Consider the following 16,081-nt stretch of genomic DNA (forward strand, 5'->3'; position numbering starts at 1 on the left):
TCTCGACGGAGGGTGATCCGGGCTCACCTATGCTGTGACCCCCGCCATTCACGACCCGTCCGGGGAACGGACATATGGTCTCAACCGGCGCGTCGTCGGCCCCTCGCCCGGCACCCGGGCCCGCGAGCCGCAACAATGCACGTGTTTCCGGCGCGTCCCGCGACGCTGCGTGGCCCGCCGGTCGCACAACCATGCCAGTTGAAGCAGCAGACGCAGATTCGGGACGTTCATGGAGATCTGGCCAGGCCATCCTTACCCCCTGGGTGCCACCTACGACGGCGCCGGGACGAACTTCGCGGTGTTCTCCGAGGTGGCCACCGGCGTGGAGCTGTGCCTGATCGACGACCACGGCCAGGAGTCCCGGATCGCGCTCCAGGAGATCGACGGCTTCGTCTGGCACGGGTACCTGCCCAGCGTCGGCCCGGGCCAGCGGTACGGCTACCGGGTGAGCGGCCCCTTCGATCCCTCCACCGGCCAGCGGTGCAACCCGGCCAAGCTGCTGCTCGACCCGTACGCCAAGGCGATCGAGGGCCAGATCGACGGTGACGAGTCGCTGTTCTCCTACCGTTTCGCGGACGGCGGCGACGGCGGCGGCCCGCTGAACACCGACGACAGCCTGGGTCACACCATGCTCTCGATCGTGGTCAACCCCTACTTCGACTGGGGCAGCGACCGCCCGCCGCGCCGCGAGTACCACGAGACCGTGGTGTACGAGGCCCACGTCAAGGGTCTGACCATGACCCACCCGGGGGTGCCCGAGGAGATCCGCGGCACCTACGCCGCGATCGCCCACCCAGCGATCATCGACCACCTGCGCGACCTGGGCGTCACCGCGATCGAGCTGATGCCCGTCCACCAGTTCGTGCAAGACACCACGCTCACCGCCAAGGGGCTGTCCAACTACTGGGGCTACAACAGCATCGGCTTCTTCGCCCCGCACAACGCCTACTCCGCCAGCGGCCAGCGCGGCCAGCAGGTGCAGGAGTTCAAGGTGATGGTGAAGGCGCTGCACGAGGCCGGCATCGAGGTGATCCTCGACGTGGTCTACAACCACACCGCCGAGGGCAACCACCTGGGCCCGACGATCTGTTTCCGCGGCCTCGACAACAACGCCTACTACCGGCTCGTGGACGACGACAAGAGCCACTACTACGACACCACCGGCACCGGCAACAGCCTGCTCATGCGCAATCCGCACGTGCTCCAGCTGATCATGGACTCGCTGCGGTACTGGGTGCTCGACATGCACGTGGACGGGTTCCGCTTCGATCTGGCGGCCACCCTGGCCCGGCAGTTCCACGAGGTGGACCGGCTCAGCGCGTTCTTCGACATCATCCAGCAGGACCCGGTGATCTCGCAGACCAAGCTGATCGCCGAGCCCTGGGACGTCGGGGACGGCGGCTACCAGGTGGGCAACTTCCCGCCGCTGTGGACCGAGTGGAACGGCAAGTACCGCGACACCGTGCGCGACTTCTGGCGCAGCGAGCCGTCCACCCTGGGTGAGTTCGCCTCCCGCCTGACCGGCTCGTCCGACCTGTACCAGGACGACGGCCGGCACCCGATCGCGAGCATCAACTTCGTCACCGCGCACGACGGTTTCACCCTGCGGGACCTGGTGTCGTACAACGAGAAACACAACGACGCCAACGGCGAGGGCGGGGCCGACGGGGAGAGCCACAACCGCTCCTGGAACTGCGGTGTGGAGGGCGACACCAACGACGAGCACGTGCTCGCCCTGCGCTCCCGGCAGCAGCGCAACTTCATCCTCACGATGATGCTGTCGCAGGGCGTTCCGATGCTGGCGCACGGCGACGAGTTCGGCCGAACCCAGAACGGCAACAACAACGTGTACTGCCAGGACAACGAACTGGCCTGGATCGACTGGAAGATGGCCGGCCCGGACAACGAGCTGCTGGCCTTCACCGCGCGCGCCGTGGCCCTGCGGCAGGAGCACCCGGTGTTCCGCCGTCGCCGGTTCTTCACCGGCGCGGCCTCGCGCGGTGGCCAGAGCGCCGTGGGTGATATCGCCTGGTTCACCCCGGCCGGGCAGCCGATGGCCGACGACGACTGGCACCAGAGCTACGCCCGCGCCGTGGCCGTGTTCCTCAACGGCGAGCGGATCGTGGCGCCGGACAAGCGTGGTCGCAAGGTCATCGACGACTCGTTCCTGATCCTCTTCAACGCCCACTACGAAGACCTCCAGTTCACCGTGCCCACGGCCGAGTACGGCCAGTGGTGGACGGTTCTGCTCGACACGGCCGTCGACGACGTGACCCACGAGGACGGCGGCGACGCCTACGCCCCGGGCGAACTGGTGCACGTGGTGGCCCGTTCGGTGGTGGTGATGAAGCGGCCGACCATCGACGAGAACACCCCGCCGTCCCAGATGGCCACGTCCCGGCGGGGTTCCGGCGTCGGCGGCACCACCGTGCACACGAACACCGAGTCGGCGTCGGCCTTCGGCCGTCCGATCGACATGGGGCCGAGAAGCGCGCCCCGGCTCACACCGACTCCCGCTCCACGTGTTGGAAGGTGAAATACCAGGTGCCATCGGGGAACTCACCCATCTCGACCTACCGTTTCCAGATTCGCGACTCGTTCGGGTTCGAGGACGCCGGCGCCCGCGCCGGTTACCTCGCCCGGCTCGGCGTGAGTCACGCCTACCTGTCGCCGATCCTGCGGGCCACGCCCGGCTCCGCGCACGGGTACGACGTGGTCAGCCACGCCGAACTGTCCCAGGACGCCGGTGGCCGGCCGGCTTTCGACGCCATGGTCACCGCGCTGCGGGCGGCCGGGATCGCCGCGATCGCCGACGTCGTGCCCAACCACATGGCCACCCCCACCCCGGCCCGGCTCAACGAGCAGTACTGGTCGCTGCTGCGCTCCGGCCCGGAGTCGGAGTACGCGTCGTGGTTCGACGTGAACTGGGAGCCCGGCCGGATCATCGTGCCGGTGCTCGGTGACCGGCTGCCGAAGGTGCTCGCCGCCGGCGAGATCTCGGTGGACGACGGCGTTCTGCGCTACTACGACCACGAGTTCCCGATCCGGCCCGGCACCGAGAACCTGCCGCTGGAGGAGCTTCTCGCCCGGCAGTGGTACCGCCTGGCGTTCTGGCGCACCTCCGACGAGGAGCTGAACTACCGCCGGTTCTTCGACGTGACCACGCTGATCGCGGTGCGGGTGGAGGACCGCGCGGTGTTCGACGCCACGCACGCCCTGATCGCCGAGCTGGTGAGGAACGGCTCGCTGGAGGGTCTTCGGATCGACCACCCGGACGGCCTGGCCGACCCCCGGGGCTACCTGCGCGACCTGGCCACGGCCACCGACGGCACCTGGGTGGTGGTGGAGAAGATCCTGGAGGGCGAGGAGACGCTGCCCACCGACTGGCCGTGTGCCGGCACCACCGGCTACGACGCGCTGAACCGGATCGGCGGCCTGTTCGTCGACCCGGCGGGCGCCGCCCCGCTGACCGATCTGCTGACCGGCTTCACCGGCGACCGGCGCACGCTGGAGGAGATCGTCGAGGCGTCGAAGCGGCAGATCATCGACACCAGCCTGAACACCGAGGTGCGCCGGCTGGTCGACCTGCTGGCCGGGATCCGCGACGCCGAGCCGGCTTTCGCCGACTTCACCCGGCGCGGCCTGCACTCGGCGGTGGTCGAGCTGCTGGTGGCGATGGACCGCTACCGGGCCTACGTGGTGCCGGGCGAAGCCGCCCCCGCCGAGGCCGTCGAGACCCTGGAGCGGGCTCACGCGGTGGCCGCCGACCGGATCGCGCCGGAGTTCCGGCCCGCGCTGGACCTGGCGAAAGACCTTCTGCTCGACGGCGTGGCGGCCGGTGACGACCCGGTGCGGGCCGAGCTGGTCACCCGGTTCCAGCAGACCTGCGGGCCGGTGATGGCCAAGGGCATCGAGGACACCACGTTCTACCGCTACCACCGGCTGCTCTCGCTGAACGAGGTGGGCGGCGAGCCGGGGCATTTCGGGGTGTCCGCCGACGAGTTCCACGCCTTCGCCGGACGGCTGGCCCGGGACTGGCCGCTCACCATGACCACGCTCTCGACGCACGACACCAAACGCTCGGAGGACGCCCGGGCCCGGCTGGCCCCGATCAGCGAGGTGCCGGCGGAGTGGGCCGCGGCGGTCGGGCACTGGCACGAGCTGGCGGCGAAGTACCACTCCCCCGACGCGTCCACCGAGTACCTGCTCTGGCAGACACTTCTCGCGGTGCCGGACATCGACGCCGAGCGGCTCACCGCCTACCTGTCCAAGGCCACCCGCGAGGCCAAGCAGCTCACCACCTGGACCAGCCCGAACACGGCGTTCGACGAGGCGGTCGAGTCGTTCGCCCGGGCCGTGCTGGCCGACGCCGGGATCACCGGCTCGGTGCGGGAGTTCGGCGACCGGATCGCCCCGGCGGTGCGGGCGACGGTGCTCGGGCAGAAGCTCGTGCAGCTCACCATGCCCGGCGTACCCGACGTGTACCAGGGCACGGAGATCGTCGATGCGTCGTTGGTCGACCCGGACAACCGGCGTCCCGTGGACTACGCCCTCCGCGAGCGGCTGCTCACCACGGTCGAGTCCGGATCGCTGAGCAGCCTTGCGCCGCACGAACTTCTGGACGGCGAGAAGTTGCTGATCACCCAGGCCGCGTTGCACCTGCGGCGGGGGCACCCGGACTGGTTCACCGGTGGTGGGTACGGCGCCGTGCCCACCTCGTCGGAGCACGCCGTGGCCTTCGGGCGCGGTGCCGGTGACGAGGTCAGCGTGATCACCGTGGCCACCCGCCTGCCGCTCACCCTCCAGGAACAGGGCGGCTGGGGCGAGGCCGTGGTGGTGCTGCCGGAGGGCAACTGGCTGGACGCCCTGACCGGGGAGTTCGTGCAGGGCGGCCCGGTGAAGCTGGCCACCCTGCTGGACCGCTACCCGGTGGCGCTGCTCACCCGTCGCTGATCCTGACTCCGGCCCCCTCCGCCGAGGGGGCCGGAGCTCAGCGGGTCCGGGTGGCCAGCAGGGCCGCCAGCCGGGCCCGTTCCCGGTCCACGTCGAAACCCGCTGCGGGCCACTGCGGATCGACCTGCGCGAGGGCACCGATCAGCAGGCTCTGCACGGCCCAGCGGGCGTACCACTTCTTGTCGGCGGGCACCACGTACCAGGGCGCGGACGACGTGGAGCAGCGGGTCAGGGCGGCCTGGTATGCCTCCTGGTAGCCGTCCCAGAACGCGTGCTCGTCCAGGTCGGACGTGGCATATTTCCAGTACTTGTCCGGGCGGTACAGCCGCTTCTCCAGCCGGCGCAGCTGCTCGGCCGGCGAGATGTGCAGCATCACCTTGACCATGGTGGTGCCCTGCCCGGCCAGCTCGGCCTCGAAGGCGTTGATCGCGTCGTAGCGCTGCTCCCACTCGGCGCGGGGCACCAGGTCGTGAACGCGCACGATCAGCACGTCCTCGTAGTGCGACCGGTCGAACACGCCGATCAGGCCCGGGCCGGGCACCCGGGGCCGCACCCGCCAGAGGAAGTCGTGGGCCAGTTCCTGCGCGGTGGGCGCCTTGAACGCGGTGTGCCGCACGCCCTGCGGGTCGACGGAGCCGACCACGTGCCGCACGATGCCGCCCTTGCCGGAGGTGTCCATGCCCTGGATCACGAGCAGCAGCCGATCGTTGCCGGCGCCGGTGAAACCCGCTGCGAAAAGCCGCTCCTGGAGCCCAAACAGGGTCTGGGCCCCGGCCGCCAGGGCCGTCTCACCGGCGGCCCGGCCGGCCAGGAACCCCGGTGTGGCCGAGGTTTCCACGGTCGCCAGGTCGAACCCCGGCCCCACCCGCAGCATCTCGGCCAGGCGCCGGGGGTTCGCGGGCTCCTCGTCGTCCGTACGCTTCTTCGCCATCGTGGCCATGCCTCTCAGGTGCGGGAACGGCCGCCGAGCGCGGCGGCGACCGTGCGGGTGAGCCGGCGCGGCATCAGCCGGGACGCCGTCACCAGGGCCTTGTAACGCAGGCTCGGGATCGAGACCACGGCGTCGCGGTGCAGGTCTGCCAGACCCTGGTCGACCACGTACTCCGCGTTCAGCCAGAGCGCCTCCGGCGCCCAGGTCATGTCGATGCCGGCCCGGGCGTGGAACTCGGTGTGCACGAAGCCGGGGCACAGGGCCAGCACCCGCACGCCGGTGCCGCGCAGCCCGTTGGACAGGCCCTCGCTGAGCGCGATCACGTAGGCCTTACTGGCGGTGTAGGTGGATCCCCGGCCGGGGGTCAGCCCGGCCACGCTGGCCACGTTGATCACCCCGCCCGCGCCGCGCCGCTTCATGCCGGGCAGGGCGGCGTGGGTGAGCTCGACGACGGCGGTGACGTTCAGCTCCAGCTGGTGGTGCAGCCGGGCGAAGTCGGTGGCCCAGAACTCGCCCTGGCCCCCGATACCCGCGTTGTTGACGAGCAGGTCGACGGGGCGCGACTCGTCGGCGACCCGCTCCACCACGGCCCGGCGCTGGTCGGGCACGCCGAGGTCGGCGACGATCACCTCCGCGTCGTTTCCCAGTTCTTCGCGCAGCGCGGCGAGCCGTGCGGCGTCGCGGGCCACGAGTACGAGGTGGTAGCCGTCCTTGGCGAGCCGCCGCGCGAACGCGGTGCCGAGGCCGGCGGTGGGACCGGTGATCAGGGCGGTGGGCATGCCGTCACGGTACCGGTCCGCCCCGGCGGGTGGAGGGACCGAAATTCTGCCAGGCTGACCCCGTGCACGAGTTCACCGTCTGGGCGCCCGCCGCCTCCCGCGTCATGCTGCACCTGCCCGCCGCCGACCCCGACGGGTACCGGCGCGAGCCGATGCGCCGGGTGGCCGACCCGGCGCTGGGTCAGGAGGCCACACCCGACACCGACGGCTGGTGGCACCTGGCCGTGCCGGAGGCCGGGCACGGCACCGACTACGCCTTCGCGCTGGACGGCGGCGACCCCCGCCCCGACCCGCGCAGCGCCTGGCAGCCGGAGGGGGTGCACCGGCACAGCCGGGTGTTCGACGCCTCGCGACACGCCTGGGGCGACGCCGGCTGGAAGGGCCTGGACTGCCGGGGCGCGGTGTTCTACGAGCTGCACATCGGCACGTTCACGCCGGAGGGCACGCTCGACGCCGCCATCGGCCGGCTCGACCACCTGGTGCGGCTGGGCGTGCAGATGGTGGAGCTGCTGCCGGTCGCGGAGTTCTCCGGGGAACGCGGCTGGGGCTACGACGGGGTCGGCCTCTACGCCGTGCACCACGCCTACGGCGGGCCGGAGGCGCTCGCCCGGTTCGTCGACGCCGCGCACGGCAAAGGCCTCGGGGTCTGCCTCGACGCGGTATACAACCACCTCGGTCCGGACGGCAACTACCTGCGTGAGTTCGGGCCCTACTTCACCGACGCGCACACCACGCCCTGGGGCGACGCCGTCAACCTCGACGACGACGGCTCGCACGGCGTGCGGTCCTGGATCATCGACAACGCGCTGCGCTGGTTCCGCGACTTCCACATCGACTGCCTGCGGCTCGACGCAGTGCACGCGCTGGTCGACGCCTCACCGCGGCACCTGCTGGCCGAGCTGTCCGACCGGGTGGCGGCGCTGTCGGCCCAGATCGGCCGTCCGCTGGGCCTGGTCGCGGAGAGCGACCTGAACGACCCCTCCATGGTCGACCCGGTGGTGAACGGCGGGCGCGGCATGACCGGGCAGTGGGACGACGACGTGCACCACTCGATCCACGCCTTCATCACCGGCGAGACACAGGGCTACTACTGCGATTTCGGCACCTCGTCGGTGCTGGCCCGGGTGCTCACCGAAGCGTTCCGGCACGCCGGCGACTATTCCACGTTCCGCGGGAAACACTGGGGCGCACCGGTTTCGCCGGACCGGCACCGGGGCCACCAGTTCATCATCGCCACCCAGAACCACGACCAGGTGGGCAACCGGGCCACCGGTGACCGGCCGTCCGCGACGGTCTCCCCCGGCCGGCTGGCCGCCTCGGCCGCCCTCATGCTGACCAGCATCTACACCCCGATGCTGTTCATGGGCGAGGAGTGGGGCGCCCGCACGCCCTGGCAGTTCTTCACCGCCTTCGAGAACCCGGAACTGGCCGAGGCGGTGCGCAAGGGCCGCCGGGCGGAGTTCGGCTCGCACGGCTGGGCGCCCGAGGAGGTGCCCGACCCGCAGGCCCTCTCCACCCGTGACGACTCGGTGCTGAACTGGGCCGAGCCGGAGCAGGAGGCGCACGCGGCCATGCTCACCTGGTACCGCGACCTGATCGCGTTGCGGTCCGCCTCGCCCGACCTGCTCGACGACTCGTTCGACTCTGTCTCGGTGCAGTACGGCGACGCCTGGATCGCCATGCGCCGCGGCTCCTTCACCACCGTGCTGAACATCGGCGCCGAGCCCGCGCGGGTCCCGGTCCCGGCGGGTTCGGCGGCGCGGCTCACCTGGGGTTCGGTGGTGCTTGACGACGACGAGGAGACCGCGCTGGTGTCACCGGACTCGGTCGCGGTGTTGCAGGTGCGCGACTGAGGAGAACCCGGTCAGGCCAGCAGGCGTAGCAGCCTCTCCACCTCGCCGGCCACCGCCTGACGACCGGCAGCCACGTACTTCCGTGGGTCCACGAGCTGCTCGTCGTCTGCCAGCCTGCTCCGGATCGCCCGGGTGAACAGGCCGTTCAGGTGTGTGGAGATGTTCACCTTGACCAGGCCGGCGGCCACCGCCCCGGCCAGCTGCTCGTCCGGCACCCCGGACGATCCGTGCAGAACCAGCGGCACCGGAACGGTTTTCGCCAAGGTGGCGATCAGGTCCAGGTCGAGCACGGCGGTGCGCTCGGTCATCGCGTGCGAGCTGCCCACGGCCACCGCCAGGCTGTCCACGCCGGTGGCCCGCACGAAACGGGCGGCGTCGGCCGGGTCGGTGCGCACGCCGGGGGCGTGCACACCGTCCTTGCCACCCACCTCGCCGAGCTCAGCCTCCAGATGAACCCCTGCGGCGTGGCAGTATTCGGCCATGGCGGCGGTGCGGCGGAGGTTCTCGTCGTACTCGTCGTGGGAGGCGTCGAACATGACGCTGTGCACGCCCAGGCCGACGGCCTGCCGCACCAGGTCCTCGTTCTCGGCATGGTCCAGGTGCACCACGGCCTGCACCTTGGCCGCGCGGGCGATGGCCAGCGTGCCGGCCAGGATCGGTTCCAGGGCGCCGTGGTAACGCACACAGTTCTCGCTGATCTGGAGGATCACCGGCAACCCGGCCGCCTCCGCCCCGGCGACGACGGCCTCGGCGTGTTCCAGCAGGATCACGTTGAAGGCCCCGACTCCGTGGCCGTTCTCGCGGGCCTGTTCCAGCACTGCGCTCATCCCTGATCCCTCGGTCGTTCCCTGACTCGTCCTACTGGCCGGACCTCAGCCGTTCCTCGAACACCCGGACCTGGCCCGGGTCGACCTCTCCGGCCGTCGGCCGGAGCACCGCCGCCGCGCCCAGTGCCGCGGCCCGGCGCAGGCCGACGGCCGTCGGCTCACCCCGGACCCGGGCCAGCGCCAGCCCGGCGGTGGCCGCGTCACCGGCCCCGGTCGGATTGCCGGTAACTCCCCGCACGGCAGCCTGTTCCACCACGCTGCCGTCCGGGCCGAAGGCGATCAGCCCGTCCGCCCCACGGGAGACGACGACATCGCGGGCCCCGAGACGCTGAAGCAGCGCGACGGCGTCGCGGAGCCGGGTGCCCTCGCCGGCCGAATCCTCCCGGCCCGCCGAATTTTCGCGACCCGTCGGATGCCCCAGGGCCGCCGGCGCCTCCCAGCCCGCCGCCTCGATCGCCTCCGCCGCATTGGGTTTCAGCAGGTCGGCACCTGCCCGGGCCGCGGCCAGCAGGGCCGAGCCGGAGGTGTCGGCCAGCACCTGGGCACCGGCCTCCTGGACCGCCACCACCAGGCGCACGATCCACCCGGGACCGATCCCGGGCGGCAGCGAGCCCGCCACCACCACGACACCGCCGGGCTCGCAGTGCCTCACCGTCGCGGCGATCAGGGCCTCTCCCTCGGCCGCCGAGAGCTCAGGGCCGGGTTCGTTGAAAAGCGTGGGATGACCGGCCGGTTCGACCACCGCCACCGTGCTGCGGGTCTCCCCGGTCACGGCGACGACCTCGCACGGCAGCTCCTCGTCGTCCATCATTGACGAGATCCACCGCCCCGGCGAACCACCCAGCGGCAGCACGGCGACCGACGGTTCGCCGAGTGCGCGCAGCACGCGCACCACGTTGAGTCCCTTGCCGCCGGGACGCCGCGACACCCCGGAAACCCTCACGCTGTCACCAGCATCGAACGGCGGAACGTGATAGGTCACGTCCACCGCCGGATTCGGGGTGACGACGATCAGCCGAGCCATACACCTCTCCTGGCCACCCGGGACACCGCCGCGGACCCGGGGGCGAGATCCAGTTCCACCAGGTCAGCGGGCTCACCGGGCCGCAGCCCGTGCCCCCGCAGGCCGAACACGCCGGCGGCGGTCGCGCTCGACACGGCCACCACCTCGGGCAGCGGAATGTCCCGGGCGATCAGGCGACAGGCTGCCGTCATCAGCTCAGTGGTGCTGCCGGCCAGCGAGTTTCCCTCCACCAGCGTGGCCACGCCGTTGGACACCACCACCTCCGACCCGGCCAGGTCGTACGAGCCGTCGCCCAGACCGGTGGCCGACATCGCGTCGGAGACCAGCACCATCCGGCCGCCCGCCGCCCGCCTGGCCACGTCGAGCACCACGTCGCCGACATGCTCGCCGTCGGCGATCAGCTCCACGGTGACCCGGTCGTCGCTGAGCGACACCCCGACCGTGCCGGCCCGCCGGTGGTGCATCGGGGGCATCCCGTTGAACAGATGGGTCACCACCCGGGCACCGGAATCAATGGCCTTGCTGACTGTTTCGGCATCGGCGTCGGTGTGACCGACAGCGACCACCACGCCGCTGGAGACCAGCTCGTCGATCGCCTCGAAGGCGCCGGGCAGCTCCGGGGCGATGGTGACCATCCGCACCGCGCCGTCGCCGGCCGCCAGCAGATCGGCCACGTCCGCGCGGGAGGGCTCCCGCAGCAGACGCGGATTGTGCGCACCGCGCCGGGCGGGCGCCAGCCAGGGCCCTTCCAGGTGCAGCCCGGCCAGTCGCCCCTCCCGCACCAGCGGCGCGAGTTCCCGCACCCGGGAACGGGTGTCGTCGATCTCACCGGTGGCCAGGGAGGCGATCAGCGTGGTGCTGCCGGCCCGATGATGATGGTCGAGGGCGGGCTGCGGATCCACCCCGGGCGTGGCCAGGTCGATGCCCACGGCGCCGTGCACATGGGTGTCGATCGCGCCGGGCACCACCACACCAAGAATTTGGGACGGCGCCACCACCGGCTCACCGTCCCCCCGCTCCACCACCGCACCGTTCTCGACGCGCAGCCAGGCCGGGCCCTCCTGCCCGTCCGCCCCGACCAGGCGACGGATCCCGATCAGCCCGTCCAGGCGTCCTTCCGCAACCCCGCTCATGCGCCCTGCTCCAGATCGCTCAGCTGTCCCGAACCGCTCTGTCCTGCCCTGCTCCGGCCCTGCTCGAGGCTCTGGCCCTGCTCGAGGTTCTGGCCCTGCTCGAGGTTCTGGCCCTGCTCGAGACCGAGCAGAGCGGCGCCGACGGCCGCGGCGGCGTCACCGTGCGCGGCCGCCACCAGCCGGGGAATCCGCAGCCCCGGCAGCCGCCTGCGCAGTTCCTCGTCCAGGGGGTTCATCAGCTGCCGCCCGGCCAGCGCCAGGCCGCCACCGATCACCACGACCGTGGGCCCCACGGTGGCCGACAGCGCTGCCAGGGCATCGGCCAGAGCGGTCACGGTCTCGTTCCAGACCTGTTGCGACACAGCGCTTCCGCGTGCGGCGGCGGACGCCACCTCGCGGGCGCTGGCGACCCCGGCGCGCAGGGCGGTCGCCCGGGCCGAGGCCACCTCCTCCAGCCGCCGGCCGGCGAAGTCGCCGTGGGTGATCAGCAGCTGGCCGATCTCACCGGCCCAGCCTCCGGCCACGATCGGGCGTCCGCCGACCAGAACGGCCGCGGCGATCCCGGTCCCGATCGGCACGAACGCCACCACGCCCCCGGCCCCCGCGGCAGCACCGGTGCGGGCCTCGGCCACGCCACCGGCCCGCACGTCGTGCGACAGCGCCACCGGCACGCCGAGCCGTTCGGACAGCAGGTCGCGCATCGGCACGTCCCGCCAGCCCAGGTTGACCGAGAGCACGGCCAGGCCGCTCTCCTCGTCGACCACGCCGGGCACCGCGACCCCGACCGGAAGACCCGCGTCGCTGATCCCGGTGGTCAGGGCGTCGCGCACCTGGGCCACCGTGTCGGCCACACCCTTGCCGGTGGGGTCCGGGCTCGGGGTGGGCAGCCGGTGCACGGCCAGCACCGACCCGTCCTGCCCCAGCAGAACACCCTTGACCGAGGTGCCGCCGACATCGATGCCGATGGCTCTGGCTGTGCCGTTCATGCCATTCATGCTCCCGATCGTTCCACTCTCAGGAGAGAATGACCGAGCGGGTCAGCGAACGCGGGTTGTCCGGGTCCAGACCGCGCGCCTGGGCCAGGCCGATCGCGAACCGCTGAGCCACCACCAGAGCGGCCTGCGGGTCGAGGTCGTGGTGCACGAAGGTGGCGCCGGTCGCTGCCACGTCGTCGGTCAGCCCCTCCGGCACCGGGCCGAACGACCACACCAGCCGCCCCGGCTGAGCGATCGCGATCGGGCCGTGCCGGTAGTCCATGGCCGGGTACGACTCGGCCCAGAACTGCGCCGCCTCACGAGTTTTCAGACCAGCCTCGCTGGCCAGACCAATGGTCCAGCCGCGCCCGAGGAACGTCACCTGGTCGGCACCGAGCAGGTCGTCCACCGGAATCTCCAGGGCCACGCGGCCGTCGCGCACCAGGTCGTCCAGCACCGGGGCGTTGCCCAGCGAGCAGCGCAGCAGGGTGAGGGCGCTGGTGGCGAAGCGGGTCTGCACCACGGACTGCTCGTCGGCGAACGGCATGCCGACGGTGGCGTCGGCATGCCGCGCGGCGGGAGCGTCGGGCACCGCGGTGATCAGGGTGCTCGGCGTGGCGAGTTCCCGCAGCAGCTCGATGATCTCGGTGGTGGTGCCGGACCGGGAGATCGCCACCACCCGGTCGTACTCGCGGCCGGCCGGGTACTCGGAGCCGGCGAAGGCGTCGGTGACCCCGTCGCCCGCGGCCTCGCGCAGCACCGCGTAGCTGGCGGCGATGAACCAGCTGGTGCCGCAGCCGACGACCGCCACCCGCTCGCCGCGCCGCGGCAGGTCGTTGCTGACCGTATGGACGAGTTCGCCCGCCAGCTTCCATACTTCGGGCTGCGAGGCGATCTCGGCGTCGACGAAGGTGGTCATGCCCTCTTCCAGATGGTGTGACGACTAGTTCTGATCGTTCTTGCGCAATACGATCAGAATTGAGCAGAGCGAGTCAACCCCTCGCCTGTGAGAGCATGTGCGACCGCCCGGATGGAGAGAGATGACGGCCCAGCAGCGGCTCAACAAGGTTCTTGAGTTCGTCACCGAACGCGGCAACGTCTCGATCGCGGACGTCGCCGACGCGCTCGACGTGTCCGCCGCCACCGTGCGCCGCGACCTGAATCTGCTGGCGCAGCAACGGCTCGTCACCCGGACCCACGGCGGGGCCTCGGCCCTAGGCTCGGGCTACGAGCTGCCGTTGCAGTACAAACTGGTGCGCCAGGCCGACGGTAAGGCGGCGATCGCGAAGGCCGTGGCGGCGCTGGTGTCACCGGGCGACTCGGTGGGCCTGAACGGCGGCACCACGACCAGCGAGGTGGCCCGGGTGCTCGGGTCGAGCGAACGCCTGCTGGCCCGGGGCAGCACGCCGGGCATCACGATCGTCACGAACGCCCTGAACATCGCCTACGAGCTGAGCGTGCGGGAACACGTGAAGATCGTGGTCACCGGTGGGGTGCCGCGGGCACAGTCGTACGAGCTGGTGGGCCCCCTGGTCGCGGCGTCGCTGCGGGAGTTCAGCCTCGACCTGGCCGTCCTCGGCGTCGACGGCCTGACCGGCCGCTTCGGCGCCACCACCATTCACGAGGGCGAGGCCGAGGCCAGCCGCCAGATCGCCGCCGTGGCCCGCCGGGTGGTGCTCGCCGCCGACTCGACCAAGCTGGGCCGCACCACCTTCGCCCGTATCTGCCCCCTGGAACAGGTCGACACCCTGGTCACCGACCTGCCCCCCTCCCCCGACCTCACCGCCGACCTGGAATCCGCCGGCGTGAACATCGTGGTGGCCACCGCCTGAAACCCACGGCGACCGGCTGATTTCCGGCCGACCACCCCCTCTGCGTCGTTCCCGGGCCCCGGCGCGGAGCGGCGGCGCTTCTGCGTTGTGACACCACCCTGGGCGCCTGGGTGGTGTCAAACGCCGGCACATCCCCCCGAGCTCAGACCCACCCCGCCGTCCTGCCCAGCCGCGCCCACGCCCCACGCCCAGCGCCCCACGCCCAGCGCCCCACGCCCAGCGCCCCACGCCTCACGCATGCCCCACGCCCCGTGCCCGCACCCAGCGCCCCGCGCCCCGGGCCCCGTGCCCAGCGCCCCACGTCTCACGCACGCCCCGCACCCCGCGCCCCGCACCCCGTGCCCCGTGCCCCGTGCCCCACGTCTCACGTCTCACGCACGCCCCGCACCCCCGCACCCCGCACCCCGTGTCAACCGCCCCACGCCCAGCGCCAACCCGTCAGCGCCAACCGATCCGCGCCGTTCACGCCCTCTTGTGTTGCGTCCGCGTTACTTCTGGCCATCCGGCAGCAGAACCCCCCTAGGCGACCCGAGAATTCACCGCTACTGTCTATTCACGCTCATTCGGAGCCATGATTGGTCAAAATCGCTCAGGAGCCGCGCAGGATGGTCAGCTCAGGACTCTCGGTAGCCGTTGTCGGCTGCGGCGCCCGGTCGGTGATCGGGCTGCACGTGCCCGGGGCCCGTGCCGGGTCGCGGATCACGGCCGTGGTCGACACCTCGCCGGAGGGGCGGCGCCGGGGTGCGGAGATCTTCCCCGGGGCAACGGTTCTCGAGAGCGTCGAGGCGCTGGTGCGACTCCGGCCGGACGCCGCCCTGATCACCACGCCGGACCACACGCACGCCGACATCGCCGAGCAGCTGCTGCGGGCCGGCATCGCCGTGTACCTGGAAAAGCCTCTCGCCACAACGCTCGACGACGCCGACCGGGTGCTCCGGGCCGCCGCCGACACCGGCACCCCGCTCTACGTGGGGCACAACTTCCGGCACTCCGGCGTGGTCAAGGCCCTGCGCCGGGTGGTGGAAGGGGGCGAGATCGGCGAGGTGAAGGCCGTCTGGGTGCGGCATTTCGTCGGCAACGGCGGGGACTACTACTTCAAGGACTGGCACGCGGACCGGTCGAAGACCGGGACCCTGCTCCTCCAGAAGGCCAGTCACGACATCGACGTCGTCCACCATCTGGCCGGCGGATACACCCGTCAGGTGGTCGGGATGGGTGGCCTGGTGATGTTCGGCGGCATCACCGACCGGCGCGAGCGTCCGGGTGAGACGATGCCGGACTGGTTCTCGATGGACAACTGGCCGCCGGCGAGCCACACCGGGCTGAACCCCGTCGTCGACGTCGAAGACGTGTCGATGATGCTCATGACCCTCGACAACGGCGTGTTCGCGAGTTACCAGCAGTGCCATTTCACGCCGGACTACTGGCGCAACTACACGGTGATCGGCACCGAGGGCCGGGTCGAGAACTTCGGCGACACCGGCGGCGGCGTGGTCCGGGTCTGGAACCGCCGCCACCTCTGGCAGCCGTCCGGTGACGCCGAGTACCCGATCGAGGGCGTCACCGAGGGCCACGAGGACGCCGACCGGCTCACTATGGCCGAGTTCCTGGAGCACGTGGTCACCGGCGCCCCCACCCTGGTCTCGCCGGTCGCGGCCCGGGAGGCCGTGGCCGCCGGGGCCCTGGCCGCCGAGTCCCTCCGCCACGGCTCCGTCCCCCAGCACGTTCCTGACCTGCCCGTCCACGTTGTCCAGCACTTCTCCCGAAAAGGCTGA

General features: G+C 71.6%; 12 protein-coding genes. 5 read left to right on the plus strand and 7 right to left on the minus strand.

Translation table 11 applies throughout. The annotated features are described in order from the left end of the window. Positions 1–229 precede the first annotated feature (229 nt). Positions 230–2,536 (plus strand): glycogen debranching protein GlgX, encoded by a 2,307-nt coding sequence (glgX, locus tag KIH74_RS09515; protein WP_214155441.1) that lies wholly within the window; start codon positions 230–232, stop codon positions 2,534–2,536. Between the two features lie 8 nt (positions 2,537–2,544). Further along, entirely contained in the window at positions 2,545–4,953 is a 2,409-nt protein-coding gene (gene treY / locus KIH74_RS09520) for a malto-oligosyltrehalose synthase (RefSeq protein WP_308113677.1), read from the plus strand. Positions 4,954–4,990: 37 nt separating this feature from the next. On the opposite strand, the gene KIH74_RS09525 is transcribed toward treY, so the two are convergent. Further along, complete coding sequence (locus KIH74_RS09525; protein WP_214155443.1) at positions 4,991–5,884, minus strand: PPK2 family polyphosphate kinase; 894 nt, start codon at positions 5,882–5,884, stop codon at positions 4,991–4,993. Positions 5,885–5,898: 14 nt separating this feature from the next. Beyond that, complete coding sequence (locus KIH74_RS09530; RefSeq protein ID WP_214155444.1) at positions 5,899–6,663, minus strand: SDR family NAD(P)-dependent oxidoreductase; 765 nt, start codon at positions 6,661–6,663, stop codon at positions 5,899–5,901. Between the two features lie 62 nt (positions 6,664–6,725). On the opposite strand from KIH74_RS09530, the gene treZ reads away from it, so the two are divergent. Beyond that, complete coding sequence (treZ, locus tag KIH74_RS09535; protein WP_214155445.1) at positions 6,726–8,516, plus strand: malto-oligosyltrehalose trehalohydrolase; 1,791 nt, start codon at positions 6,726–6,728, stop codon at positions 8,514–8,516. Positions 8,517–8,527: 11 nt separating this feature from the next. Here treZ and KIH74_RS09540 read toward each other — a convergent pair whose 3' ends face one another. Genes KIH74_RS09540 through KIH74_RS09560 form a run of 5 tightly spaced genes read right to left on the minus strand, consistent with a single transcriptional unit; the run spans position 8,528 to position 13,393 of the window. Further along, on the minus strand, positions 8,528–9,343 hold the full coding sequence (locus KIH74_RS09540) for a class II fructose-bisphosphate aldolase (RefSeq protein WP_214155446.1): 816 nt from the start codon (positions 9,341–9,343) through the stop codon (positions 8,528–8,530). Positions 9,344–9,374: 31 nt separating this feature from the next. Further along, positions 9,375–10,367: a 1-phosphofructokinase family hexose kinase gene (locus KIH74_RS09545; RefSeq protein ID WP_214155447.1), complete on the minus strand. Its 993-nt coding sequence runs from the start codon at positions 10,365–10,367 to the stop codon at positions 9,375–9,377. Next, positions 10,355–11,500 carry an N-acetylglucosamine-6-phosphate deacetylase gene (locus KIH74_RS09550; RefSeq protein WP_214155448.1) on the minus strand — a complete coding sequence of 382 codons (1,146 nt, stop codon included), beginning with the start codon at positions 11,498–11,500 and terminating at the stop codon, positions 10,355–10,357. Before KIH74_RS09550 ends, KIH74_RS09545 begins: the two co-directional genes overlap by 13 nt. After that, the gene (locus tag KIH74_RS09555) at positions 11,497–12,486 is read right to left on the minus strand and encodes an ROK family protein (RefSeq protein WP_214155449.1); all 990 of its coding nucleotides are present in this window, start codon (positions 12,484–12,486) and stop codon (positions 11,497–11,499) included. The genes KIH74_RS09550 and KIH74_RS09555 overlap by 4 nt, the downstream gene beginning before the upstream one ends. A 28-nt stretch (positions 12,487–12,514) precedes the next feature. After that, positions 12,515–13,393 (minus strand): SIS domain-containing protein, encoded by an 879-nt coding sequence (locus KIH74_RS09560; protein WP_214155450.1) that lies wholly within the window; start codon positions 13,391–13,393, stop codon positions 12,515–12,517. Between the two features lie 121 nt (positions 13,394–13,514). Between KIH74_RS09560 and KIH74_RS09565 the strand changes: the two genes are divergently transcribed. Beyond that, complete coding sequence (locus tag KIH74_RS09565) at positions 13,515–14,306, plus strand: DeoR/GlpR family DNA-binding transcription regulator (protein WP_214155451.1); 792 nt, start codon at positions 13,515–13,517, stop codon at positions 14,304–14,306. A 605-nt stretch (positions 14,307–14,911) separates the two neighbouring features. Continuing rightward, positions 14,912–16,081: a Gfo/Idh/MocA family protein gene (locus KIH74_RS09570; RefSeq protein ID WP_214155452.1), complete on the plus strand. Its 1,170-nt coding sequence runs from the start codon at positions 14,912–14,914 to the stop codon at positions 16,079–16,081.

Origin of the sequence: Kineosporia corallincola (assembly GCF_018499875.1) — a bacterium.
Taxonomy (GTDB): domain Bacteria; phylum Actinomycetota; class Actinomycetes; order Actinomycetales; family Kineosporiaceae; genus Kineosporia; species Kineosporia corallincola.